The following is a 23,878-nucleotide window of genomic DNA, read 5'->3' as shown; positions in this document are numbered from 1 at the left end:
GATTGCCGAGCCACAAAATTGCGCGCAAGCTGTGGTCCGCTGCATTCTTTTGAGGTGAAATGGGCTCTTGCAGTGCTTGACAGAAAAATTTGATTCCCGGCCATTTCATGATGAGGGCATGCTGTGGCGATGGTTGGCTTAAATCAACCCTGTGACTCAGGCCGTTGCTGGAAACCGGATTGGGCCAGTCGTTCACTGGCAGCAGCGCTTGGCGGATGAGCGGCCAACACTTTTGCAGCATCCAGGGGTGCGCTCAATGCCGAACCCATTCACCTTGGTTACGCTTGTGATTGATACAAACTATTTATGACTTCACGCTATGGCATTGCCATCGGGGATCAAACCGCAAAGTGAAATCCCCCAAAACAAGAATTGAACGCCTTGTAATTTAATAATAATTGCTTTAATTGACTTATTTTAAAAAGCGCTTGGTGGCTGAATGCCCACCCGACCTGCTTGGCATCACATTTAAAACGGTTCTCGTCGAACGGCTCGGATTGAGGTTCAGCGCTTACATTCCAAGCTCGGTCGCCCTGACGCGGTTGGGCAACAATCAAGCTCGCTTTGACCCAGCCAGCAGCGGGACTTGCACCCGCAGGTGTGCGCCCATGCTGGGCGCACAAAAGAAAAAGCCCACAACTTTCGTTGTGGGCTTTCTAATTTTTGGTGCGGCTGGCAGGAATTGAACCCACGACCCCTTGGTTCGTAGCCAAGTACTCTATCCAACTGAGCTACAGCCGCATCGTACACGGAATTATAGCAAGCTTTTCAGGGCACTTTCGGGCTGTTTTTGTTTTATTGCCAAGACACGGCCGACATGTCGTTGGCAAATACAGGCGAGCTGGACCACAGGCCTTTGAGGCCTTTTCGGTACACCGCCGTGTTGGTGGCGTTGAACAAAAACACGTTGACCGCATCCTTGGTGATCATGCGCTGCATGTCGCCAAACAGTTGCGTGCGTTCTTTGGCGCCCGTGGTAGCGGCGTGATTGGCGGCCAGATCGCGGAAGGCCTTGCTGTCGTAACCCCAGTAATACTGCGGATTAGCGTAAGCCATGTAGTCAAGGGGCTCGACATGGTTGATCACCGTCAGGTCAAAGTTGCCCTTGAAGGTGCCGCCCAGCCACTGCGCCCATTCGACGTTTTCAATTTTGGCGATGATGCCCACCTTGGCCAGTTGGGCGGCCAAAATTTCGCCACCCTTGCGGGCATACGGCGGTGGAGGCAGGGTCAAGGTCACGTTCAATGGGGTTTGCACACCGGCTTCCTTGAGCAGGGCTTTGGCTTTCTCGGGGTCGTAGGCGTACGCACCCGTCAGGTCAACATAACCGGCATCGGTGGGGGCCATGTGGCTGCCAATGGGTTTGGCCAGGCCTTCAAACACGCCGTCGATGAAGGCTTTTTTATCGATAGCGTGCGACAGGGCACGGCGCACACGCACATCGCCCACCTTGTTTTGCTGCGAAGCGGCATAAATGCCCAGCGCCAAGGCCAACGCCACCGTGAGACCCATGGCCATCACGGCCAGCGGCAGCGTCACCTGCATGCGCTCGGCCATCAGTTGCGCCGTGGGGGTGTCGTAAGAGATGCTCAAGCCCGTCTGCCCCTGCAGCATGCCGCCCATCCAGCTCAGGTAGCGGGTGGCCGCAGGCTGGTTGAGGCCCAGCTTGTCTTCCATCGCCGCGATCGACTCGGGCGTGGCCGTTTCGCCCAATATCACCTGTGCGGCATTGCCGGGCAGTAACTCCAGCACAGCAAACACCACCACCGACGTGGCCAGCAGGGTCAACACAAAGCTCAGCAGCCGTCTCAATACAAACAGGGGCACGCGCTATCCTTGGGATCTGTGAGCAAAGATGAACAGGGTTTTCAATGGCATCGCAAACGATTGTAAACAGCGGCCAAGGCGCCATGGTGGGCTCTGTTGTGGATGTCCCCGGGCTGCAGGTCGGTCACTTCACGCTCAGCGAACGGTTGACCGGCTGCACGGTGGTGCTGGCCCCCCACGGCGCGGTGGGCGCGGTGGATGTGCGCGGCGCAGCCCCTGGCACCCGCGAAACCGATTTGCTGGACCCGGCCAACCTGGTGGACAAAGTGCACGCCGTGCTGCTCAGCGGCGGCAGCGCCTTTGGCCTTGACGCGGCCACAGGCGTGGTGCGCTGGCTGGATGAGCAGGGCATCGGCTTTGAAACCGGCTACGGCCGCGTGCCCATCGTGCCTGCGGCCGTGTTGTTTGACTTGCCTGTGGTGCGCCCCGGCGACGACCCCAAAGCCCGGCCTCACGCGCAGGCCGGCTACCAAGCCTGTCAGGCCGCATCTACCGCCACGCCCGCAGCAGGCAATGTGGGCGCAGGCGCAGGCGCCTGCGTGGGCAAGCTCTTCGGCCTGGACCGCTGCATGAAAGGCGGCATCGGCAACGCCAGCGTGCGCGTGGGCCCCTGGGTGGTGGGCGCCTTGGTCGCCTGCAACGCGGTGGGCGATGTGATCGACCCGGCCACGGGCCAAGTGCTGGCCGGAGCCCGCACAGCCGATGGCCGCAGCCTGCTGGACACCCAACGCGCCTTGCTGCAAGGCGAACGCGGCAACCGCCCCCTGCCCGGCACCAACACCACAATCGGTGTGGTCGCCACCAACGCCACCCTGACCAAGCCCCAAGCCAAACGCTTGGCCATGAGCGCCCACGACGGCCTGGCCCGCAGCATCCGCCCGGCCCACACCACGCTGGACGGCGACACCTTGTTTGCCCTGGCAACAGGCACTGAAACCGATCCGGTAGATCTGATGCTGCTCACGGTGATGGCCGCTGAGGCCACGGCGCTGGCCACGGTGGATGCGATTCGGCAGGCGCGGGGCATTGCCACAGGCTGGGGCGATGTGCCTGCAGCCATCACCATGGTGACTTGAGCCCAAAAACAAGAAAACCCACTCGGTGAATAGCGGGCTGAGTTGTGGATCAAAATGGTAGGGCGTGACAGACTTGAACTGTCGACCAAAGGATTATGAGAGCAGAAAATCAAAAAGAAGCCAGCATTTACAAGACATACAACGCGATTATTTTCGGTGTGTAGCAAAGTGCGTAAGCAAATACGCAATTTACTGCCGCACAATGTCGCACCCAACTACAATCCACAGTATCACTGAAGCAATGCTGTGCGCACAGTCGTAAGTCTGTGCCGTTCTGCTTTACGCTGTTAAACTGTCTTTTCTTTTACAACAATCAGGAACTTTAACGATGCATCCCACAGCGATGAACAATGGCGAAGCTTTCTTCGCAACCTATTCAAAGTTTTTTAATGGTTCATTAGTGACGGTGATTGACATCGGAGCTCAGGATGTTAATGGATCGCTCAAGCAAGTTTGCCCAAAAAATTTCAAATACATTGGGGTAGATTTTCAGGAAGCAAAAGGTGTTGATATCGTATTGAGCGATCCATACAAACTCCCATTTGAAAATGATTCGATCGACATCATAGTTTCGTCTTCTTGTTTTGAACACTCCGAAATGTTTTGGTTAAGTTTTTTGGAGATTTTAAGAGTATTAAAACCAACTGGTCTTTTCTATTTGAATGCCCCATCTGACGGTGGAGTTCATAACTATCCTGTAGATTGTTGGCGCTTTTATCCGGACAGCGGTCAAGCACTTGTTACTTGGGCAAAACGTAATGAATACAATCCCGTTTTACTTGAGTGTTACACACAGGTCGGCGGTGGATGGCAGGACTATGTTGGTGTATTTCTAAAAGATGCGCAGCATTCATCAGTATTTGCTGATCGTATCTTGAATCATAAAAAAGACTTTGAGAACGGACGGGTTTCACATAGCAACACATTGTTGAATCCTGCCGGCGCTACTCAGAATGAGAGAACGATGCGATCAAGAACTTTGAAAGGCATCCTAAAGAAAATTCTTCTGCTTAATTTTCTACGCCGCGCACTTAAACCAACTCCACCGCAGACTTAACAACGCTTGGTCGCAAGTCAACATTGATGCGTGTGATGACTCTTTTGCCAAGTATTGGTATCAGGTACTCGGTGATGACACGAATACTGTCTTTGATTAAGACCTTACCCTTGCCACTTTTGAGTTCTTGATCCATGCATTCAATCGCAAGATGAGCGACATCACGGAAACTACGAGTGACAACGGGAAGGTTTTGTGACTTTGCCCCCGAAAAACGTACTGCTTAGCTGATGGTAAAAAATCAGTTCAAGGAGAACGAAATGAGTGAAACGAGAAAACGGGCCATTACACGCTGGAATTCAAGATGGAGGCGGCCAGGCTGGTCAAAGGCGCGGGGGATAAGCCTGTCAGTGCGGAGCAAATGGCGCTGGCCCGTTAGCGAATCACCTCAGTGCAAGGTTCCCTCCAACTCCGGTAAATACTTATCAGCGGTATCGTCATAGTTATCTATTAATTTTTTGTCAATATAAATTCCAAGCAAAATTGAAGTCACACTTTTTACCATTGACCAACTCGTAAGACGCATCTGGGCAGTGCGACCACGTTTGTAGCTTTCATGCAAAATGGTTGAGTCTCGACTGATTAACAAACCTGTTGTTGACCAACTATCCAAGTACTCTTTTGGTGATTTTTTAAATAATCCCCACTTGTACTTAAAGTCATTAATTTTAGCCTCATCAAATTTTGTCGGCATTGACGAATTTTCAATGATGTGGTGTGGGAACATTTTTTCAAAACCGCCAGAATAATTTCCAGCTCAGTACTCAGGCAATCTGGCAAACCGACCATTCCAACCAGTTGGGTAACCTTGATCCTTTCCCCATTTGTCTGCAGCCCATGTCGGCAAAGAAGCTGTGGATAAACCTGCACCTAGTCCATATCCAACAAATTGACGCCTGTCCATGATCAGCTCTTTTTGAAATCAGTAAACAACACGATCAAAGTTGAATAACAAAAAAGCCACCTTGAAAGGTGGCTTTTTGCAAGTGGTAGGGCGTGACAGACTTGAACTGTCGACCAAAGGATTCTGGTTTGTGTAGCTTTCACTACTCCCTGGACTATGCCTTCATCGTATGCATCACTGCACTTAGACGGGCGCCGTCTAGTCTCTACACCTTCAAAGTGATTTCTCACTGAGCTTGGCTCGGCATTGGCGTATGCATCACTGCACTTAGCTTTCACCGAATTTGACGCCATTCACACGAAGAGTTTCCTGCCTCGGTGCACAATTTTCATGAGTCCTCTGCTCTAACCAACTGAGCTAACGCCCCACTACAGCTTGTCATTGTAGTCGGCCAAAGAGGCCTATTTGGACTGGCTCAGCGCATTGCTGACCAGGCGCGAGGTGATGTTGACGATCTGGATCATGCGGTCGTAGGGCATGCGGGTCGGGCCGATCACGCCCAAGGTGCCCACAATCTGGCCGTCGACCTCGTAGGGCGAGCTGACCACCGACAGTTCCTGCATGGGCACGATCTGGCTTTCTCCCCCAATGTAGATGCGCACACCTTCGGCTTGGCTGGACACATCCAGCAAACGCATGAGCTGGGTTTTTTGCTCAAACAGGTCGAAAGCCCGCCGCAAATGGCCCATGTCGCTGGAAAAGTCGCTCACCGACAACAAATTGCGCTCACCTGCGATCACCACTTCATTCTGGTCATCGGCCAGTGCTTCGGTGCTGACCTGAACGGCCGCTTGCATGAGCGTGGCGATTTCGCTTTGCAGGCTGACCAACTCTTGCTGCACCCGGCTGCGCACCTGCTCGATGGCCATGCCCGCGTAGTGGCTGTTGAGGAAATTGGACGTTTCGATCAGTTGGCTTTGCGAGTAATCGGTCTCGGTGAACAGGATGCGGTTTTGCACATCGCCTTCGGGGGAGACGAGGATGACCAGCAAGCGCCGCTCGGACAGGCGCAAAAACTCGATATGCCGGAACACCGACGGCTTGCGCGGTGTCATGACCACACCCACAAAATGCGACAAGCTAGACAGCAAGTTTGCCGCACTGGCAATCACTTTTTGCGGCTGGTCGGGCGTGAGCGCCGGGGTGTCCAAGCCGTCGCGCTGCACGGTGAGCATGGTGTCGACAAACAGGCGATAGCCCCGGCTGGTCGGAATGCGCCCGGCCGAGGTGTGGGGGCTGGCGATCAGGCCCAGCTCTTCCAGGTCGGACATCACGTTGCGGATGGTGGCGGGTGACAAATCCAGACCCGAGGCCTTGGAGAGCGTGCGCGAGCCCACGGGTTGGCCGTCCGCGATATAGCGTTCCACCAGCGCTTTGAGCAATAACTTGGCACGGTCATCTAGCATGCGGTCATTTTAATGATGTAATTTGCGAATGACCTCCAAGTTTCGTCACATTGCACTCTTTGGCAAGTACCACACCACTGCCCATGGCGGGGCGTTGGAGAGCTCTCGCCGCGCTTTGGACGACGTGGCCCAGTTCTTGACCCGGCAAGGCTGCGATGTGGTGCTGGACCAAGAAACCGCCTCGCACACCGGCTTGAACCAATACCTCGCATTGGACATGTCCGAGATTGGCACGCAGTGCGATTTGGGCCTGGTGATTGGAGGCGATGGCACCATGCTGGGCATAGGCCGCCAAATGGCCCGCCATGGCCTGCCGCTGATGGGCATCAACCAAGGGCGGCTGGGCTTCATCACCGACATACCCCTGCAAAGCTACCAGACCGTGTTGCTGCCCATGCTGCAGGGCCATTACCAAACCGAAGACCGCAGCTTGCTACAAGCCCACGTCATGCGCGACCAGCGCAGCGTGTTCAGCGCGCTGGCCATGAACGATGTGGTGGTCAACCGGGGTGGCACCTCGGGCATGGTGGAGCTGCGGGTCGAGGTTGACGGGCGGTTTGTGTCCAACCAACGCGCCGACGGCCTGATCATCGCCACGCCCACGGGCTCCACTGCTTATTCGCTGTCGGTGGGCGGCCCCTTGGTGCACCCGGCCATGGGCGGCTGGGTCATGGCCCCCATTGCACCGCACACCCTGTCCAACCGCCCCATCGTGCTGCCCGAATCCAGCGAGATCAGCATTGAAATCGTCTCTGGGCGCTATGTCAGCGCTAACTTTGACATGCAATCGTTGGCAGATTTGATATTGGGTGATCGGATCGTGGTCAATCGCTCCGAGCACAAAGTGCGCTTTTTGCACCCGGCAGGCTGGAATTATTTCGACACCTTGCGCAAAAAAATGCACTGGAATGGGGGCGATTGAGCCATGGCATTGACGCACATCACGCTGCGCGACTTTGTGATCGTGCATGAACTGGCGCTGGACCTGAAAACAGGCTTCAGCGTGTTGACCGGCGAGACCGGTGCGGGCAAATCCATCTTGATCGACGCCTTGCAACTGGCCTTGGGTACCCGTGCCGAAGCCAGCGTGGTACGTGAAGGTGCCAGCCGCTGCGAGGTCTGCGTCGAATTTGAGCCTACGCCCCTTATTCAGGCTTGGCTCGAAGAAGCTGGGTTTGAGGCCAATGCCAATTTGCTGCTGCGCCGCACGGTGGACACCGCAGGCAAAAGCCGCGCCTGGATCAACGGCAGCCCCGCCACCGCCAAGCAGCTGCGCGAGCTGGGCGAGCAGTTGCTGGACATCCATGGCCAACACGCCTGGCAAAGCCTGACCCGCCCTGATGCGGTGCGCGGCTTGCTCGACGCCTACGCGGGCACCGACACCCGCCCGCTCAAAGCCGCCTGGCAGGCCTGGCGCCATGCTCAGCAAGCCTTGGCCGATGCGTTGCAAGCGCAAAGCACTTTGGCCAACGAGCGCGAACGCCTGGCCTGGCAAATCAGCGAGCTGGAAAAGCTGAACCCGCAGGTGGGCGAATGGCAAGACCTGAGCACCCAACACAGCCGGTTGGCCAACGCGCAGGCCTTGATTGACGGGGCCAACCAGAGCACGGTCTGGCTCGAAGGCGGTGACAGCGACAGCGGCGCTTTGCGCCATCTGTCCCGCGCCATCCAGACCCTGCAATCGCTCGGGCAGTATGAGGCCGAGTTCCACGCCCTGGCCGAAGTGCTGGTGTCTGCGCAGGCCCAGGCCGAGGACGTGGCCCACAGCCTGCACAGCTATTTGCGAAAAACCGATTTGGACCCGCAGCACCTGGCCCAACTGGACGAGCGCATGGGCCTGTGGCTGTCGCTGGCTCGGCGCTACAAAAAAACACCCGACGAACTGCCCTTGAGCTTGCAAAACTGGCGTCATGAGCTGGCCCAGCTCGATGCCGCCGCCGACCTTGACAGCCTGCAAAAAGCCGAACAAGCTGCCCACAAAGCCTGTTTGCAAGCGGCCAAAGCCGTATCACATCAACGCCAAAAAGCCGCCAAACCCTTGGCCCAGGCCGTCAGCAAAGCGATGCAGCAACTGGGCATGCAAGGCGGCCGCTTTGAGGTGCAGCTGCAAACCCTGGATGCACCGGCACAGCACGGGCTGGAGGAAGTCAGCTTTCTGGTCGCAGGGCACGAAGGCAGCACCCCCCGGCCCGTGGGCAAAGTGGCTTCGGGTGGCGAACTCTCGCGCATCGCGCTGGCCATTGCGGTGACCACCAGCGAGCTGGGCGAAGCCGGCACTTTGATCTTTGACGAGGTGGACTCCGGCGTGGGCGGTGCTGTAGCCGAAACCGTGGGCCGCCTGATGAAGCAGTTGGGCCTGCACCGCCAAGTGCTGGCCGTGACCCATCTGCCCCAGGTGGCCGCCTGCGCAGACCACCACTTGTTGGTCAGCAAAGCCGCGGCCAGGGGCCAAGTCAGCAGCCAAGTGCGCGGCGTGAATGGCCAAGATCGCGTGAGCGAGATCGCCCGCATGCTGGGCGGCGAAAAGTTGTCTGCCACCACCTTGGCCCATGCTCGCGAAATGCTGGGCACCCCTTCCAAACCCGTTGGCCGCAAAGCCACCCAAAGCTGAACATGGACATCATCTTGATCACCGGCATGTCCGGTTCTGGCAAATCGGTGGCGCTGCACGCCCTAGAAGACTCAGGTTTTTACTGCGTGGACAACCTGCCGCCTGAGTTGCTGATTCCCTTCGTCAAGCTCGAAGAGCAACACCAAGAGCGACGCCTGGCGATTGCCATCGATGTGCGCAGCGCCAATTCCTTGTACCTGATGCCTGAGCAAATGAATTTGCTGCATGACATGGGCATGACGGTGAAGTCGGTTTTTCTGGACGCGAACTCCGACACGCTGCAGCGCCGTTATTCCGAATCGCGGCGCAAACACCCTTTGTCGAGTGGCGACAAAGCCTTGCTTGAAACCATTGGTTTCGAGCGTGAATTGCTGGCCGACTTGCGCGACCGTGCCCACGTCATTGACACCAGTTTGCTGCGATCGGCACAGCTTCAAACCTACATCAAGACCTTGGTCAGCGCCCCCTCGGCCCAGCTGACCTTGGTGTTTGAATCGTTTGGCTTCAAGCGCGGCATCCCCACCGATGCCGACTATGTGTTTGACGTGCGCATGTTGCCCAACCCCCATTACGAGAGCGCGCTTCGGCCTTTGACGGGACGTGACGAGCCGGTGCAGGCCTATTTGCGCCAGTCCGAAGCGTTCTTGCAAATGCAATTGCAGATCGAAGGGTTCCTCAAGCACTGGATTCCGGCCATCGAGCGCGATCACCGCAGCTACGTGACGGTGGCCATCGGTTGCACTGGGGGGCAGCACCGCTCGGTGTTCATGGTCGAGCAGTTGGCCCAAAACTTCGGCACACGCTGGCTCACCCTGAAACGGCACCGGGAACTGGACGCGATTTGAGCCACAGTGCAAGGCGCAGGTGAGCCGATTTGCCACCCGTTTCGCGGCTGGGTGATGAACATCCCGTCACCTGCGCATGAGCAGGGTTGCAGACGTCCAAGCACCTCAACCCAGCCCCTTTTCCAGCATACCAATCACTTCATCGGCAAAGGCCGCATAGCTGATGGGGCCACCCGGACGCAGCCAGGTGAAGGTCCAGTTGATCATGCCCAGCAGCATCATGGTCAGGGCGGTCTGGTTGGTGGGCGTCAAGCGCTCAGGGTAGGCCCGCTTCATGAATCGGGTCATGGCGGCCACGATGTCGCGCTGGCGGTTCAGGATCAGCTCTCGCGGGGATACTGGCGCAAAGCCCAAGGCCGCGTCGGGCACGTCGCTCAAAAACTGGGTGTCATTGAGCAAGGCCGCGTGCCGGGTGGCCGAGGTTTCATATTCCTGCAAAAACGCCCGAACCAACTCGTGCAGCGCGGCCCGTTCGTTCAGGTCCTTGCGCTGGGCGTTGGCTTCGGTTTGCGCGATCACCGCCAACAGGCGCTGGGTGTGGCGGTCCAGCAAATCAAACAAGATGGCTTCCTTGCTTTCGTAATAGTGGTACAGCCTGGCCTTGGAGGTGCCACATGCGGTGGCGATTTCGTTCATGCTGGCAGCGGGGTAGCTGCTTTGCGCAAAGCACTGCGCCGCGATGTCCAGGATCGCGTCGCGCTTGATGTCGTGGGTTGCTGATTTGGGTCTGGCCATGGTTCTTTCGGGTTTGACTCAAATGGGCCAGACCACCCCGTTGTCGTTCAGGATGGCGTTCAGCGGCTCATCGTGGTCTTCGGGCTCCAAATCTTCTAAAAACCCGTGGGTGTAGCCCAAGCCCACGGTGAAGGGCTTTGGCAGCAGGGTAGCCAGGGTGCGGTCGTAGAACCCCCCGCCGTAACCCAGGCGGTAGCCGCCAATGCCATAGCCCACGCAGGGCACAAACAACAAGGTGGGCACGATGACTTCGGTGTCTTTGGGCTTGGGAATGCCATAGGCGTCTTCTTCCATCGGGCAGCCGGGGTACCAGGTGTGGAAAGTCAAGGTTTTGTGCTGTTTGTTGACGACCGGCAGGCCAATTTGGCGGCGCTGCGGCTCGCCGTTCAACTCGCCGTCTTCTTTCCAGCGGTGCAGCGCGGGCAGCGGATCGAACTCGCCCTTGATCGGCCAGTAAGCACCGATCACGGTTTCGGGGCGGTCAAACAGCCAAATGCGCATGACGCGTTGCAAGGCTTCGGCCCGCGCCAATCGGTCGGGCAGGTTCAGCCTTTCTTCAATCAAGGCTTTTCTCAAGGCGCGTTTTGCTTCGGCTTTGTCCATAATCGACCCATGAAATTAAGACCCATTTTGACACTGCTGAGCGCCATGGCCATGACGGGCCTGGGGGTCTGGCCCGCCCAAGCCCAAAACCGGGCCGACGTGGTGCTGCTGGAGATGCATCAGGCTTTTCGCAAAAATGATGCCAAACGGCTGTCAGCCCTAATGCCCCAAGCCCGCGGCCATGTGTTGGAGCCCTTGGCCGCCTATTGGGACATGCGCACCCGCCTTGACACCGCGCCTGAATCTGAAATTCGCGGCTTCTTGGACAGCTACGCAGGCAGCTACTACGAAGACCGCCTGCGCAACGACTGGCTGCAACAACTGGGCAAACGGCGCGACTGGGCCACCTTCACGGCCCAATACCCCCGCTTTCGCATGCGCGATGACCGCGAAGTGCGCTGTTACGCCCTGGCCACCGAGGCCATGAACAGCAAGGCCGATGTGGCCGATGAAGCCCTGCGTCTTTGGTATTCATTGCGTGAGGCCGACGATGGCTGCACCTATGTGGCCGAGCATTTGCATTCGGGCCGTCAGATTCAGGCGCTGGACCTGTGGCGCAAAGCCCGCACCGCCATGGACGCCAACCGGCCCCGCGCGGCGCAAGCCGCAGTGGACATCGAAGCGCCGCGCCTGTCCGAACAAGTGGCGCTCATCCACGCCAACCCGGCCAAATACCTGGACAAGCGCATCATGGCCATCACCCGCAGCCGCAAAGAACTCGCGGTGCTGGCCCTGATCCGGCTGGCCGCCAAAGACCCGGACGAGGCGGCCGATTTGCTGAGCCGTCGCTGGGCCATCCAGCTGAGCGCTGAAGAGCGCAATTGGACCTGGGCCGTCATTGGCAAACAAGCCGCCCAAAAGCTGCAAGACAACGCGGCCAGCCACTTTGCCAAGGTGCAAAAAGACAGCGACCTGAACGACGACCTGCTGGGCTGGAAAGTGCGTGCCGCTTTGCGCCAAGGCCAATGGCCACAGGTGCTGAGCGCCACCCAGGCCATGAGCGCCGACCACCGCAAAGACCCAACCTGGGTCTATTGGCGGGCCCGCGCCCTGACCGCCACGGCCCAGGACAACGCCCAGAAACTGGAGGCCCAAGGTCTGCTGCGCAGCATCGCCAGCGTGCGCGGTTTTTATGAGCAGCTGGCGCTGGAAGAGCTGGGCCAACCGATCACTGCGCCTGAGCGCCCCATGGCCCTGACCCCGCAAGAAAAAGCTGCGGCCCTCATCAACCCCGGCCTGCAGCGCGCCTTGTACGCCATCCAGTTGGGTCTGCGAACTGAGGGCAACCGCGAATGGAACTACAGCACCAACCTGCACACCCCCGGTGGCATGAACGACCGCGAGCTGCTGGCCGCGGCCGACCTGGCTTGCCAACGGCAGGTATGGGACCGTTGCATCAACACCAGCGAGCGCACCAAGGAGGTGATTGACTTTGAACAGCGCTTTCCCATGCCGCTGCGCGAGACGGTGGTGCGCCGCGCTGGCGAGATCCGCCTCGACCCGGCTTATGTGTACGGTTTGATCCGGCAAGAAAGCCGCTTCGTCATAGACGCCCGCTCGCATGTGGGCGCTTCGGGCCTGATGCAGGTGATGCCGGCCACCGCCAAATGGACGGCCAAAAAGATCGGCATGACCGGCTTCACGCCGGACCAGATCACCGACCGCGAAGTGAACGTGGCCATTGGCACCGGCTACCTTAAACTGGTGCTGGACGACTTTGAAGGCTCCATGCCCATGGCCACCGCCGCCTACAACGCTGGCCCCAGCCGCCCGCGCAACTGGCGCAAAGGCCCTGTGCTCGAAGCGGCCATCTGGGCCGAAAACATTCCATTCCTCGAAACACGCGATTACGTGAAAAAAGTGCTGTCCAACACCACCAACTACGCCGCCATCCTGACGGGGCAGCCGCAATCGCTCAAAGCACGTCTGGGCTCGGTCGGTCCGCGCACCTCACCCGTTGCCGAGGCCAGCAAGGATTTGCCGTAACACTGACGGCCGGTTCAACCTCTTTGCCGCAGGTCGGACCTTCTGATCCGACATGATGGGCATTGCCGCAAGTTCATGTCGGGGCTAAAGCCACCGTCCTGCAAAACTTCAAAGTCCATGGCAACAGCAGGCCCCTGCGAAAAAATGCGCTCAGGCCTGCGGCGCTGGGCCCAACAAAGCGTCCAGATTGGCTTTGATTTTTTCTTCGATCTTGCCGCTGTAAGCGCCCAGCAAAAAACCCAGTTTCAGCTGCAGGTCAAAGCGGGTGTCGGACACCACCAGTTCACCGCTCACGCCACTTCGCGCGAAACGCATGCGGTCTTCAAACTCACCTGGCTCGGACTCGCAGGCCATGCCCCATTCCTGCTCGGCTTGTTCGCGCCAGCGCTCGGCCACGGTGCGTGCGCCGCTCAAGCCCAGGGCGTGCGCGCGTTCAATGTTCAGTTCAGGCATGGTGTTTGAAAGGTGCTTTTGGGGGTTCAGGTGTGGGCTGTGGCCACCCAATGGGTGGCCGGTTTGAAAGCCGGATCGGCAGCCACTTCCACCAGGCAGTCGTAAAACACAGGCGCACGGCCCAGGTCGGTCAGGTGCTGGCTGGTCAGCTCGTTCACGTTGGTGCCGTTCAGGCCCAGCTTGCGCCACCAGATGCCCAAGCCATGGACCACGCCAAGCCGCGCCCGCTGGTTCAGCCTGGCCTTGCAGTGGTAAGTGCCCCGGTCGTTGAAGACGCGCACCACCGCACCGTCGGCAATGCCTCGCGCAGCGGCGTCTTGCGGGTGCATTTCCAGCACCGGCTCGGCCTCGATGTCGCGCAGGCTTTGCACGTTGACAAAGGTGGAGTTGAGGAAGTTGCGCGCAGGTGGCGAGATCATGGCCAGCGGGTAGCGCGCGTCGCTGCCGGCCGCTTCGTAATTGGGCAAGTGATCAGGCAGGCCATCCAAGCCCTGATCGGCCAGGCGTTGGCTGAAAAACTCGCACTTGCCAGATGGCGATGGAAAGCCACCTTGCGCGAACGGCGCATCGGGCACAGGCAAAGAAACAAAGCCATGCTCAAGCAGCTGCTCAAAGTCTTTTTCGTCGCCAATGGCGCCGCGGCACAGGCTTTCGTCGCTCTCGGCAAAACACGGGGCGTCAAACCCCATGCGCGCAGCCAGCGCCCGGAAGATGTCGGTGTTGGTGCGCGCCTGCCCCACGGGCGCAATGGCGGGGCGGTTGAGCAGCACATCGGTGTGGCCGTAGCTGGTGTGAAGGTCCCAATGCTCCAACTGCGTGGTGGCCGGCAAGATGTAGTCCGCCATGTCGGCCGTGTCGGTCTGGAAATGCTCCAGCACCACGGTGAACAGGTCTTCGCGGGCAAAGCCCTGCACCACCTTGCCCGACTCGGGAGCCACGGCCACCGGGTTGCTGTTGTAAACGATCAAGGCTTCGATCTGCGGGCCAAACGTGGGCGATGACGGGTGCAACAACTCGTCGCCAATGGTGCTCATGTTGAGGGTGCGTGGACGGCGTTCGCCCAACAAGTCGGGTCGTTGCAAAGCCGCACGCCGCAACGGGTAATGCCCCGAGCTGCTGAGCAACACCCCACCCGCCCGGTGTCGCCAGGCTCCGGTGAGCGCGGGCAAACACGCCACCGCCCGCACTGCGTTGCCGCCTCCGCGCACGCGCTGCATGCCGTAGTTCAGGCGAATGGCGGCAGGCTGGGTGGTGCCCCAGTCGCGCGCCAGTTGGCGGATCTGTTCAACCGGCACCCCGCAAACCTCGGCCGCGCGCTCGGGCGGCCATTGCAAGGCACGCTCTTTCAGGGCCTCCCAGCCCAGGGTGTATCGGTCGATGTAGTCCTGGTCGAGCCAGCCATGGACGGTCAACTCGTGCATGAGGGCCAGCGCCAGCGCGGCGTCGGTGCCGGGGCGAAGCGCAATGTGTTCGTGGCATTTTTCGGCCGTTTCGCTGCGACGGGGGTCGATGCACACCAGCTTCGCGCCATGGCGCTTGGCCTCTTGCGCGAGGCGCCAAAAGTGCAGGTTGCTGCCAATCGAGTTGCTGCCCCAAATGACGATGAGCTTGGATTCGGCATAAAACTCGACCTTCATGCCGACCTTGTTGCCCAGCGTTTGGGTCAGGGCTTCGGCCCCGGCCGAGGCGCAAATCGTGCGGTCCAACAGCGACGCGCCCAGCTGGTGGAAAAAACGCGCCGCGATCGACTCGCTTTGCACCAAGCCCATGGTGCCCGCGTAGCTGTAGGGCAGGATGGCCTGCGGGTCGCGAGCGGCGATGGTTTTCAGGCGCGTGGCGATGGCGTCCAGCGCCTCGTCCCAGCTCACCGGTTCAAAATGGCCTGAGCCCTTGGGGCCGACGCGTTTCAGGGGTTGCAGCAAGCGTTCGGGGTGGTAGGTGCGTTCGGTGTAGCGCGCCACCTTGGTGCACAGCACACCATCGGTCTGCGCGTGCGCCGGGTTGCCCTGCACTTTGGTGGCCCGGCCGTTTTCCACCGTGGTCAGCAGGGCGCAGGTGTCGGGGCAATCGTGCGGGCAGGCGCCGCGCACGGTTTGGGGGGCCAAAAGGGCGTCAATCATGGGGCTGTGTGCAAGGTTAAGACTGGCGTGGGGCAATCGTTAGGTCCGATTGTGGCCCAAACCCGCCCCTTCGTGGGCAGCCCGTTTGTCCCCCATGTGCGCGGGGGTGTTGGCAATTCCATCCAAGTGTGGCTAGACTGTACCCATGAAAATCATCGACTCCATCCTCACCGACGCGGCCAGCATTGCGGCCATTCGCAAAGACATCCACGCTCACCCCGAGCTGTGCTTTCAGGAGGTGCGCACCGCTGACGTGGTGGCGCAGCAGCTGACGGACTGGGGCATTCCCATCCACCGCGGCATGGGCACCACCGGCGTGGTGGGCATCTTGCACGGGCGCGACGGCGGCGCTTGCGGGCGTGGCATTGGCTTGCGCGCCGACATCGACGCCCTGCCCATGCAAGAGTTCAACACCTTCCCCCACGCCAGCAAACACCAAGGCAAGATGCACGCCTGCGGCCACGACGGCCACACGGCCATGCTGCTGGCGGCTGCCAAGCATTTTTCCAAGCACCGCGACTTTGACGGCACGGTGTATGTGATCTTCCAACCCGCCGAAGAAGGCGGCGGCGGGGCTCGCGAAATGATCAAGGATGGCTTGTTCGACAAGTTCCCCATGCAGGCCGTGTTTGGCATGCACAACTGGCCAGGCGCGCCGGTGGGCACCTTTGCCGTGAGCGCAGGCCCGGTGATGGCGTCCAGCAACGAATTCAAGATCGTTATCCGCGGCAAAGGCAGCCACGCCGCGCTGCCGCACAACGGCATCGACCCGGTGCCGATCGCCTGCCAAATGGTGCAAGGCTTTCAGACCATCATCACCCGCAACAAAAAGCCAGTCGACGCGGGCGTGATCTCGGTCACCATGATCCATGCGGGCGAAGCCACCAACGTCGTGCCCGATTTCTGCGAACTGCAAGGCACGGTGCGCACCTTCAGCATCGAGGTGCTGGACCTGATCGAGACCCGCATGAAACTGGTGGCCGAGTCGATCTGCGCCGCTTTTGGTGCGCAGTGCGAATTCGAGTTCCACCGCAACTACCCGCCCACCATCAACAGCCCAGCCGAGGCCGACTTTGCCCGCCAGGTGATGGGTGGCATTGTGGGTGCCGACCATGTGATGACGCAAGAACCCACCATGGGCGCAGAAGATTTTTCGTACATGCTGCAAGCCAAGCCTGGCGCCTATGTGTTCATCAGCAATGGCGACGGCGCGCACCGCGAAATGGGCCACGGCGGCGGTCCCTGCACCTTGCACAACCCGAGCTACGACTTCAACGACGACCTGATCCCGCTGGGCGGCACCTATTGGGTGGAATTGGCCACGCAGTGGCTGGCCAATCCGACACAAACCGCTTGACCGGGCCCCGCATGAACGACAACCAAAACGGCTTTTCTAAGAGTTATGCCGAAGCCCGCCAGAAGTTTTTGAACGCAGCGAATGCTGCAGGTCTGAAGGTTGACTCGAACATCCACCCGCTCAAAGGGCGCGACGGCGAAGAACTGGCCATGGACGTGGTGCTCGACGGCGCGCCCGATGCGAAACAGCTGCTGGTCATCAGCAGCGCCTGCCACGGTGTAGAGGGCTACTGCGGCTCGGGCGTACAAATCCACGCGCTGCAAAACACCGCCTGGCGTGCAGCGGCCAAGGCCAACGGCGTGGCGGTGCTCTACATCCACGGGCTCAACCCCCACGGGTTTTCGCATGTGCGGCGCGTGACCCACGAGAACGTGGACATCAACCGCAACTTCCAGGACTTTTCTAAGCCCCTCACCCGCAACGAGGCCTACAAGGAAATCCACCCCTTGCTTCTGCCCGAGGTCTGGCCACCCGATGCCGCCAATGCAGCGGCCACCGCCCAGTACATCGCCCAGCGCGGCATGAAAGCCTTTCAGTCCGCCGTCACCCAAGGCCAGCACGAGTTTCCGGACGGTCTTTTCTTTGGTGGCCAGGCCCCCACCTGGAGCAACCTCACCTTGCGCCAAGTGCTGCAAAAGTACGGCCAGCGCTGCCAGAAAATGGCCTGGATCGACCTGCACACAGGCCTGGGCCCCAGCGGTGTGGGCGAGCGCATTTTTGCCTGCGCCGACGACGCAGCGGCCTACAGCCGTGCCAAAGCCTGGTGGGGCCAGGGCATCACCTCCATCTACGACGGTTCGTCCAGCTCAGCCTTCCTCACCGGCCTGATGTGGATGTCGGCCTACCAGGAATGCCCGCAAGCCGAGTACACCGGCATTGCCATGGAATACGGCACGCAAACCACTGACAAGGTCATCGGTGCCTTGCGTGGCGACCATTGGCTGCACCTGCACCCCGAAGCGCCTGAAGCCCTGAAAAAACAGATCAAACAAGACCTGATGGACGCGTTTTACGTCGACACCGACGCATGGCGCGCCCAAATCGTCGATCAAGCCATGGACGCCATGCACCAGGCCGTCGGCGGCTTGAGCGCCGCATGAACCCCCAGCGCGTTCTGGTCTTGGGGGGCAGCGGCTTTGTCGGCCGTCACGTTTGCGAGCAACTGGCCCGCCTGGGCTGGCACATCACCGTGCCCACGCGCCGCGCCGTGAATGCGGCCAGCGTGCAAAGCCTGCCCGGCCTGACCGTGGTCGAGACCTCGGTGCACAGCGAAGCCGATCTGGCCCGACTGATGCCCGGCCATGATGCGGTGGTGAACCTGGTGGCCGTACTGCATGGCAACGAGGACCGCTTTGAAAACGTGCATGTGGATTTGCCCGGCAAGATCGCCCACGCCATGAAGAAAGCCGGCGTGCAACGCCTGGTGCACGTCAGCGCCTTGGGTGCCAACCCGCAAGGCCCTTCGATGTACCAGCGCAGCAAGGCGAGGGGCGAGACGGTCTTGCACAACGCCGGGCTGGACCTCACCGTTTTGCGGCCCAGCGTGATTTTTGGGGCTGAAGACAAATTCCTCAACCTGTTTGCCGATCTGCAAAGCGTGGCGCCTTTCATGCCGCTGGCGGGCAGTGGCACACGCTTTCAGCCCGTGTGGGTGGCCGATGTGGCGCGTGCTGTGGCGGTCTGCCTGCAAAAGCCGGACACCATTGGCCAGACTTACGAGTTGTGCGGCCCGGATGTGTTGACGCTGGGCGAGTTGGTCAAGCTGGCAGGACAGTGGGCGGGTGTGAACCAGGGCCGAGGCCGTCCGGTCATTGGTTTGCCGATGTGGGTGGGCTGGTTGCAGGCTGCGGCCATGGAGTTGGCCCCGGGCGAGCCGCTCATGAGCCGGGACAACCTGGCGTCGATGAAGGTGGACAACGTGGCCACGGGCCAGTTGCCAGGCTTGCAGGCCTTGGGCATCGCTGCAGCGTCTGCCGCAGGCGTGGCGCCGACCTATCTGGGACACCGCGGCCCGCGCAGCAAGTTGAACCGCTGGCGTGCGGGTGCGGGGCGCTGAATTCGGGCCTCTTCTCTGGCCTGTAGCCGTTAACATGCAGGGTCTGATTTTCGGGAGAAACCATGATCCAGCTTTACATCGCCAACAAAAACTATTCGTCTTGGTCCATGCGCCCCTGGGTGCTGCTGCGCCAAGCTGGCATTGACTTTGAAGAGGTCTTTGTTCGCTTTGACAGCTTTGAGCCCGACTCGCAGTTCAAGACCGCACTGAAAGATGTGAACCCGGTGGGCAAGGTGCCTGTGCTGGTGCACGACGGACTGGCCATTTGGGACACGCTGGCGATTGCGGAATATGTGGCTGAGCAGTTCCCTGAAAAGCAACTTTGGCCGCAAGAGCGCGGCGCACGTGCCCGTGCGCGCAGTGTCTGCGCCGAAATGCACAGCGGCTTTGTGGGCCTGCGCAGCGCTTGCCCGATGAACATCGAGGCGCACCTGCCCGAGGTTGGCGCTTTGGCCCTGCGCGACAAACCCGCCGTTCGTGCCGACTTGGACCGTATTTGCAGCCTGTGGAGCGGTCTGTTAGCAGCGCACAGTGGCCCCATGCTGTTTGGCCCATTCACCATTGCCGACGCTTACTTTGCGCCAGTGGTCATGCGCATCAAAACCTACACCCTGCCCGTTCCGGCCGATGTGGCTGCCTACATGGAACGCGTGTGCGCCCTGCCCGGCGTGAAGGCCTGGATCGACGACGCGCTGGCAGAGCAGGACTTCATCGACTTTGAAGAGCCCTTCCGGCTGGCTCGCTGAAGGTCAGCATGGGCGTTTTTGTCGTCGGCGGTGCGGTGCGCGATGCCTTGATGGGCCAAAGCGTGAACGACCGCGACTGGGTGGTGGTGGGCAGCACGCCCAAGGCCATGAGCGCTCAAGGGTTCATGCCCGTGGGCAAGGACTTTCCGGTGTTTTTGCATCCGCAGACCCGCGAGGAATACGCCCTCGCCCGCACCGAGCGCAAAACGGCCCGGGGCTACAAAGGTTTTGCGGTGCATTCCGACCCCAGCGTCACCCTTGAAGAAGACCTGGCCCGGCGCGACCTCACCGTCAACGCCATGGCGGTGCCCGAGACACTGGCCCATGCCGCCCCCAGCAAATGGACTGACCATATCGTGGACCCGTATGGCGGCGAGCGTGACCTGCAGGCCAAGGTGCTGCGCCATGTCACCGAAGCTTTTGCCGAAGACCCGGTACGCATCTTGCGCGTGGCGCGCTTTGCGGCACGTTTTGCTGACTTTTCAGTGGCCGACGAGACCATGGCGCTGATGCGCCAGATGGTCGAAGACGGCGAGGCGGACCACCTGGTGCCCGAGCGCGTCTGGCAGGAACTGGCCAAGGGGCTGATGAGCCAGAAGCCTTCTCGCATGTTCGAGGTGCTGCGCGAATGCGGCGCCCTGCGCGTGTTGCTGCCTGAGCTGGAGCGCATGTGGGGCGTGCCTCAGCGCGTCGAATACCACCCCGAAGTGGACACGGGCGTGCACATGATGCTGGTGATGGACATGGCCGCACGCCTGAACACGCCGCTGGCTGTGCGCGTAGCCTGCCTGATGCACGACTTGGGCAAAGGCACCACACCCACCAACGTGCTGCCGCGCCACATTGGCCATGAAGGCCGCAGCGTCAAATTGCTGCAAAAGGTGTGCGAGCGCCTGCGCGTGCCGACCGAGGGCAAGGAACTGGCCGAGGTGGTGGCGCGTGAGCACGGCAACATCCACCGCAGTGCCGATCTGAACGCCGAAGCCCTGGTGCGCCTCTTGGAACGCTGCGACGCCATCCGCCAACCTGAGCGTTTTGAGCGGGTGCTGCAAGCGTGTGAATGCGATGCGCGGGGGCGACTGGGGTTTAAAGATGCGGCTTACCCGCAAGCCGCGCGCTTGCTGAAAGCCCAACAAGCAGCCCTCTCGGTCGAGACAGCCCCGATCGCGCAAGCGGCTGCGGCCCAGGGCCTCAAAGGCCCGCAAATTGGTGCACAGATCGCCATGGCCAGAGTCCAAGCAGTCAGCGCTTCTTTGTAGGAGCGGACTCTGACCGCGATCCACCCGCACCCCATGCTTCGCGGTTGAAGACCGCTCCCCCAAAGCCATGTTCACAAATGCGAGCGCGTCCAGTCGGCGATGTCTTGCGCGGTGCGAAAAGCACCGGCCTGACGGGCAACTTCTTTGCCGCCGATAAACAAGGCGAGTGTGGGGATGCTGCGGATGTTAAAGCGGGCTGAGATGGTCTGCGCTTCTTCGGTGTTGAGTTTGGCCATCCGAACATCGGGCTCCAGCAAAACTGCCGCTTGCTCATAGGCCGGAGCCATCATGCGGCAAGGGCCGCACCAAGGGGCCCAAAAGTCCACCAGCACCGGCACATGGCTGCGGCCAATGTGCTTGTCAAAGCTGGCCGCATCCAGCGCCAGCGGGTGTCCATCAAACAAAGCTTGGTGACATTGTCCGCAATCGGGTGCGTTGCGCGTGTCGGCCACACGCACGCGGTTGGTGGTGTGGCAGTGCGGACAAACAATGTGCAAGGCGTCAGCTGAAACGGTCATGAAATCCCCCGTGTTTAAAAAATCACTTGAGGGCCATGATCCGCAATTCAAGCGCCAGGCGCGTTGACTCAGGTCAACACCATCAACCTGAAAGGATCAACGAGCCGGTGGGCGGCGCGGTGCCATCGGTGCGCGGCCGGCCAGGTGACGGAAGCTGATGCGGCCTTTGCTCAAGTCATAAGGCGAGAGCTCGAGCGTCACGCGGTCACCTGCCAAAATGCGGATGTGATTTTTGCGCATCTTGCCCGCGGAGTAGGCAATCAACTGGTGACCGTTGTCCAAGGTCACGCGAAAACGGGTGTCGGGCAACACCTCGTTGACCACGCCCATCAGTTCAATCAGTTCTTCTTTAGCCATTTATAACGTCTTTCTCAGAGCAGAATCGGTTTGGAAGTCTGGCGCTCGACCCACAACATGCCTTCATCGAGGGCGTATTGGCTGGCGGCGTCAGGCGTTGCAAATTCGGGCACAAACCGCATCACGCGGTCGGTGCTGGCGCTGCCACGGCCACTGGCCACGGACACTTGCGCGCCAAATGCGCCATTGGGCAAAGCCCTGGAGCACGGTTGAATTCGGAATTTTCCCATGGAGATGGGTTGGTGTGAACAATATGAAGTAATCATGTATTTTAACGAAGGGGGTCGCGCCGCTTTTTTCGGCCTTCTTGAGGGCTGTGCAGCGGCACGGGTCTTGGCATGTCCTGCTGCCAAAAAGACGCCTCCATACGCAGACTGCAAGGCCTGCCCAACAACAGCACCGTGCAGAGGCGCGTCAAAAAAGGAAGCAAAAAAATCGTCTGAGCCCAGCTAGGTAAGCATGGCGGGCGATGTGCACAGTGGAGGACAAGACTGGCATCCCTCTGCCGGGATGCGCTATCGGCTCGCAAGGAGCTAGATGGGCATAAGTCGCCAATGGCGTGTCGCACTGTAACACGTTCGGGTTGAAGGCCTTCAAGCTCTGTGTTACCCGGGCCTCATACCCAACGTGCTATGGCTGCAGCCAACAAGCTCAGCAGCAAGGTGCTGGTCAGCGGGATGAACCATTCGCGCCCAAACAAGCGAAAGCGGAAATCACCAGGCAGGCGACCAAAGCCGAGTTTTTGCAGCCATTTCTGCAGGCCACTGAAAAGGATCAGGGCCAGAAACACCACGATGAGCCAACGCAACATAAGCTTGCCTTGATGCCGTTTACAGGCGGTGCGACCGGTCGCCCCGGGCAAAGCCCTGAGCGGCCCAATCAGACGACGTGGCGAACCCGACCACCTTGAACAGCTCACCCATTTCGTGCTCGTTGACCAGGCGCTGCGCCTGGCTGCGCTCGGCCAAACTGTAAGCCGCCATGCGATCTGCCAGACCCAGACTCAGCAAAAACCAGGCTTGGCTGGCATAACCCAGCACATGCAGCCCGGCGTTTTGTGCGGCCAGTGCCACGCCCGTGAAGTTGACGTGCGCCGTGATGTCTTTTTGGCCCACCGCCACCAGTGGGTTGTCGTCGGCTTGGTGCAGCTGGTGGCACATCACCGTGCCCATGTGGCGCTGGGGGTGAAAGTATTCGCCTTCGGGAAAACCGTAGTCCAGAAAAAACGCCGCACCACCCCGCCCAGCCTGCAAACGCTCGGCCAAGCTGGCGATGAAGGCCTCTGCCTGGGGATGGATTTCGGTCAAATAGTCGTGCTCGCCTTCGATGTCCACAGGTGGGCGCAGGTCGGTCAGGCGGTCTTGCCAGGCAAAGCCAAGACCATCAACCTCGCCCGCGCTGACCACACCGCGCTCATGCCAGACGCCTTGGGTGCGCTGCAAAAGCTGCACCGGCATGGCGTCCAGCACCTCGTTGCCCACCACCACGCCCTCGATGGCGTCGGGCCAGGCGTCGAGCCAGCGCACTTTGTCAGCGTATTTCAACAGGGTGTCAGCCTGGCGAACACGCAAAGTGCCCGACAAATCGATGATGGTGTAACGGCGAACCGCATCGCCCAGGGTGTCCAGCAGCTGCAGGGCCAGGGCCCCGGTGCCCGCGCCAAACTCCCAGACTTCGTCGGTACCTGTGGCCTCCAGCGCTTGGCGCACCTGCGCGGCCAGGGTTTGACCAAACAAAGGGGTCATGCCGGGCGCGGTCACAAAATCGCTGCCCGATGAGGGCATGGCACCGAACTTTTGCAGGGCGTTGGTGTAATAACCCAAACCCGGCTGGTACAAGGCCATGGCCATGAAACGGTCAAAACCGATCCAGCCACCGGCATGGGCGATGGCCTGGTGGATGCGCAGGGTCAATTCGGATGGAGGATGGGGATTCGGCGTGCTCACGCGGCGATTGTCGCCG

The 23,878-nt window shown here is 60.1% G+C and carries 23 protein-coding genes and 1 tRNA gene; 11 read left to right on the top strand and 13 right to left on the bottom strand.

The window, feature by feature from the left end:
* Positions 1-664 precede the first annotated feature (664 nt).
* Positions 665-741, bottom strand: a tRNA-Arg gene (locus tag Q0O99_RS10455).
* 54 nt (positions 742-795) lie between these two features.
* Complete coding sequence (locus Q0O99_RS10450; protein ID WP_293751126.1) at positions 796-1,827, bottom strand: ABC transporter substrate-binding protein; 1,032 nt, start codon at positions 1,825-1,827, stop codon at positions 796-798.
* An 83-nt stretch (positions 1,828-1,910) separates the two neighbouring features.
* On the opposite strand from Q0O99_RS10450, the gene Q0O99_RS10445 reads away from it, so the two are divergent.
* On the top strand, positions 1,911-2,903 hold the full coding sequence (locus Q0O99_RS10445; protein ID WP_293751124.1) for a P1 family peptidase: 993 nt from the start codon (positions 1,911-1,913) through the stop codon (positions 2,901-2,903).
* A 328-nt stretch (positions 2,904-3,231) separates the two neighbouring features.
* Positions 3,232-3,960 (top strand): class I SAM-dependent methyltransferase, encoded by a 729-nt coding sequence (locus tag Q0O99_RS10440; RefSeq protein ID WP_293751122.1) that lies wholly within the window; start codon positions 3,232-3,234, stop codon positions 3,958-3,960.
* 388 nt (positions 3,961-4,348) lie between these two features.
* Here Q0O99_RS10440 and Q0O99_RS10435 read toward each other — a convergent pair whose 3' ends face one another.
* Complete coding sequence (locus Q0O99_RS10435) at positions 4,349-4,687, bottom strand: hypothetical protein (protein ID WP_293751120.1); 339 nt, start codon at positions 4,685-4,687, stop codon at positions 4,349-4,351.
* 578 nt (positions 4,688-5,265) lie between these two features.
* Complete coding sequence (hrcA, locus tag Q0O99_RS10430) at positions 5,266-6,270, bottom strand: heat-inducible transcriptional repressor HrcA (protein ID WP_293751118.1); 1,005 nt, start codon at positions 6,268-6,270, stop codon at positions 5,266-5,268.
* A 28-nt stretch (positions 6,271-6,298) separates the two neighbouring features.
* On the opposite strand from hrcA, the gene Q0O99_RS10425 reads away from it, so the two are divergent.
* Genes Q0O99_RS10425 through rapZ form a run of 3 tightly spaced genes read left to right on the top strand, consistent with a single transcriptional unit; the run spans position 6,299 to position 9,726 of the window.
* Positions 6,299-7,192 (top strand): NAD kinase, encoded by an 894-nt coding sequence (locus Q0O99_RS10425; RefSeq protein ID WP_293751116.1) that lies wholly within the window; start codon positions 6,299-6,301, stop codon positions 7,190-7,192.
* 3 nt (positions 7,193-7,195) lie between these two features.
* Positions 7,196-8,881 (top strand): DNA repair protein RecN, encoded by a 1,686-nt coding sequence (gene recN / locus Q0O99_RS10420; RefSeq protein WP_293751114.1) that lies wholly within the window; start codon positions 7,196-7,198, stop codon positions 8,879-8,881.
* The gene (gene rapZ, locus Q0O99_RS10415) at positions 8,878-9,726 is read left to right on the top strand and encodes an RNase adapter RapZ (RefSeq protein WP_293751145.1); all 849 of its coding nucleotides are present in this window, start codon (positions 8,878-8,880) and stop codon (positions 9,724-9,726) included. The genes recN and rapZ overlap by 4 nt, the downstream gene beginning before the upstream one ends.
* 105 nt (positions 9,727-9,831) lie before the next feature.
* On the opposite strand, the gene Q0O99_RS10410 is transcribed toward rapZ, so the two are convergent.
* Both Q0O99_RS10410 and Q0O99_RS10405 read right to left on the bottom strand, forming a co-directional pair.
* Positions 9,832-10,461, bottom strand: coding sequence for a TetR/AcrR family transcriptional regulator (locus Q0O99_RS10410; protein ID WP_293751112.1), 630 nt, complete (start codon positions 10,459-10,461; stop codon positions 9,832-9,834).
* Between the two features lie 18 nt (positions 10,462-10,479).
* Positions 10,480-11,064 (bottom strand): 5-formyltetrahydrofolate cyclo-ligase, encoded by a 585-nt coding sequence (locus tag Q0O99_RS10405; RefSeq protein ID WP_293751110.1) that lies wholly within the window; start codon positions 11,062-11,064, stop codon positions 10,480-10,482.
* Positions 11,065-11,073: 9 nt separating this feature from the next.
* Between Q0O99_RS10405 and Q0O99_RS10400 the strand changes: the two genes are divergently transcribed.
* The gene (locus Q0O99_RS10400; protein ID WP_293751108.1) at positions 11,074-13,050 is read left to right on the top strand and encodes a lytic transglycosylase domain-containing protein; all 1,977 of its coding nucleotides are present in this window, start codon (positions 11,074-11,076) and stop codon (positions 13,048-13,050) included.
* 150 nt (positions 13,051-13,200) lie between these two features.
* Here the strand turns inward: Q0O99_RS10400 and Q0O99_RS10395 are convergent, their stop codons facing one another.
* Positions 13,201-13,503: a polyhydroxyalkanoic acid system family protein gene (locus Q0O99_RS10395; protein ID WP_293751106.1), complete on the bottom strand. Its 303-nt coding sequence runs from the start codon at positions 13,501-13,503 to the stop codon at positions 13,201-13,203.
* Positions 13,504-13,529: 26 nt separating this feature from the next.
* Positions 13,530-15,623, bottom strand: coding sequence for a molybdopterin oxidoreductase family protein (locus Q0O99_RS10390; protein WP_293751104.1), 2,094 nt, complete (start codon positions 15,621-15,623; stop codon positions 13,530-13,532).
* Between the two features lie 145 nt (positions 15,624-15,768).
* On the opposite strand from Q0O99_RS10390, the gene Q0O99_RS10385 reads away from it, so the two are divergent.
* From Q0O99_RS10385 to Q0O99_RS10365, 5 genes are all read left to right on the top strand, one after another.
* A complete protein-coding gene (locus Q0O99_RS10385) occupies positions 15,769-16,980 on the top strand; it encodes a M20 aminoacylase family protein (protein WP_293751102.1) in 1,212 nt (403 codons plus the stop codon).
* An 11-nt stretch (positions 16,981-16,991) separates the two neighbouring features.
* Positions 16,992-18,080, top strand: coding sequence for a M14 family metallopeptidase (locus Q0O99_RS10380; protein ID WP_293751100.1), 1,089 nt, complete (start codon positions 16,992-16,994; stop codon positions 18,078-18,080).
* Positions 18,077-19,036, top strand: coding sequence for a complex I NDUFA9 subunit family protein (locus Q0O99_RS10375; RefSeq protein WP_293751098.1), 960 nt, complete (start codon positions 18,077-18,079; stop codon positions 19,034-19,036). Before Q0O99_RS10380 ends, Q0O99_RS10375 begins: the two co-directional genes overlap by 4 nt.
* Before the next feature lie 62 nt (positions 19,037-19,098).
* The gene (locus tag Q0O99_RS10370) at positions 19,099-19,782 is read left to right on the top strand and encodes a glutathione S-transferase family protein (RefSeq protein ID WP_293751096.1); all 684 of its coding nucleotides are present in this window, start codon (positions 19,099-19,101) and stop codon (positions 19,780-19,782) included.
* Positions 19,783-19,790: 8 nt separating this feature from the next.
* Entirely contained in the window at positions 19,791-21,041 is a 1,251-nt protein-coding gene (locus Q0O99_RS10365; protein WP_293751094.1) for a multifunctional CCA addition/repair protein, read from the top strand.
* 71 nt (positions 21,042-21,112) lie between these two features.
* Here Q0O99_RS10365 and trxC read toward each other — a convergent pair whose 3' ends face one another.
* The 5 genes from trxC to Q0O99_RS10340 form a co-directional block, all read right to left on the bottom strand.
* Positions 21,113-21,559: a thioredoxin TrxC gene (trxC, locus tag Q0O99_RS10360; protein ID WP_293751092.1), complete on the bottom strand. Its 447-nt coding sequence runs from the start codon at positions 21,557-21,559 to the stop codon at positions 21,113-21,115.
* Between the two features lie 96 nt (positions 21,560-21,655).
* Positions 21,656-21,916 (bottom strand): translation initiation factor IF-1, encoded by a 261-nt coding sequence (gene infA / locus Q0O99_RS10355; protein ID WP_019426546.1) that lies wholly within the window; start codon positions 21,914-21,916, stop codon positions 21,656-21,658.
* Positions 21,917-21,930: 14 nt separating this feature from the next.
* Positions 21,931-22,146, bottom strand: coding sequence for a hypothetical protein (locus Q0O99_RS10350; RefSeq protein ID WP_233204898.1), 216 nt, complete (start codon positions 22,144-22,146; stop codon positions 21,931-21,933).
* 386 nt (positions 22,147-22,532) lie between these two features.
* Positions 22,533-22,727 (bottom strand): DUF2905 domain-containing protein, encoded by a 195-nt coding sequence (locus tag Q0O99_RS10345; RefSeq protein ID WP_293751084.1) that lies wholly within the window; start codon positions 22,725-22,727, stop codon positions 22,533-22,535.
* A 19-nt stretch (positions 22,728-22,746) separates the two neighbouring features.
* Positions 22,747-23,862, bottom strand: coding sequence for an SAM-dependent methyltransferase (locus Q0O99_RS10340; RefSeq protein WP_293751082.1), 1,116 nt, complete (start codon positions 23,860-23,862; stop codon positions 22,747-22,749).
* Positions 23,863-23,878: the final 16 nt, after the last annotated feature.

It is taken from the genome of Limnohabitans sp. Rim8 (genome assembly GCF_945901735.1).
Lineage (GTDB): Bacteria > Pseudomonadota > Gammaproteobacteria > Burkholderiales > Burkholderiaceae_C > Limnohabitans_A.
Note: the sequence above shows the minus strand (reverse complement) of the source record. Positions and strands in the feature narration are given on the sequence as shown.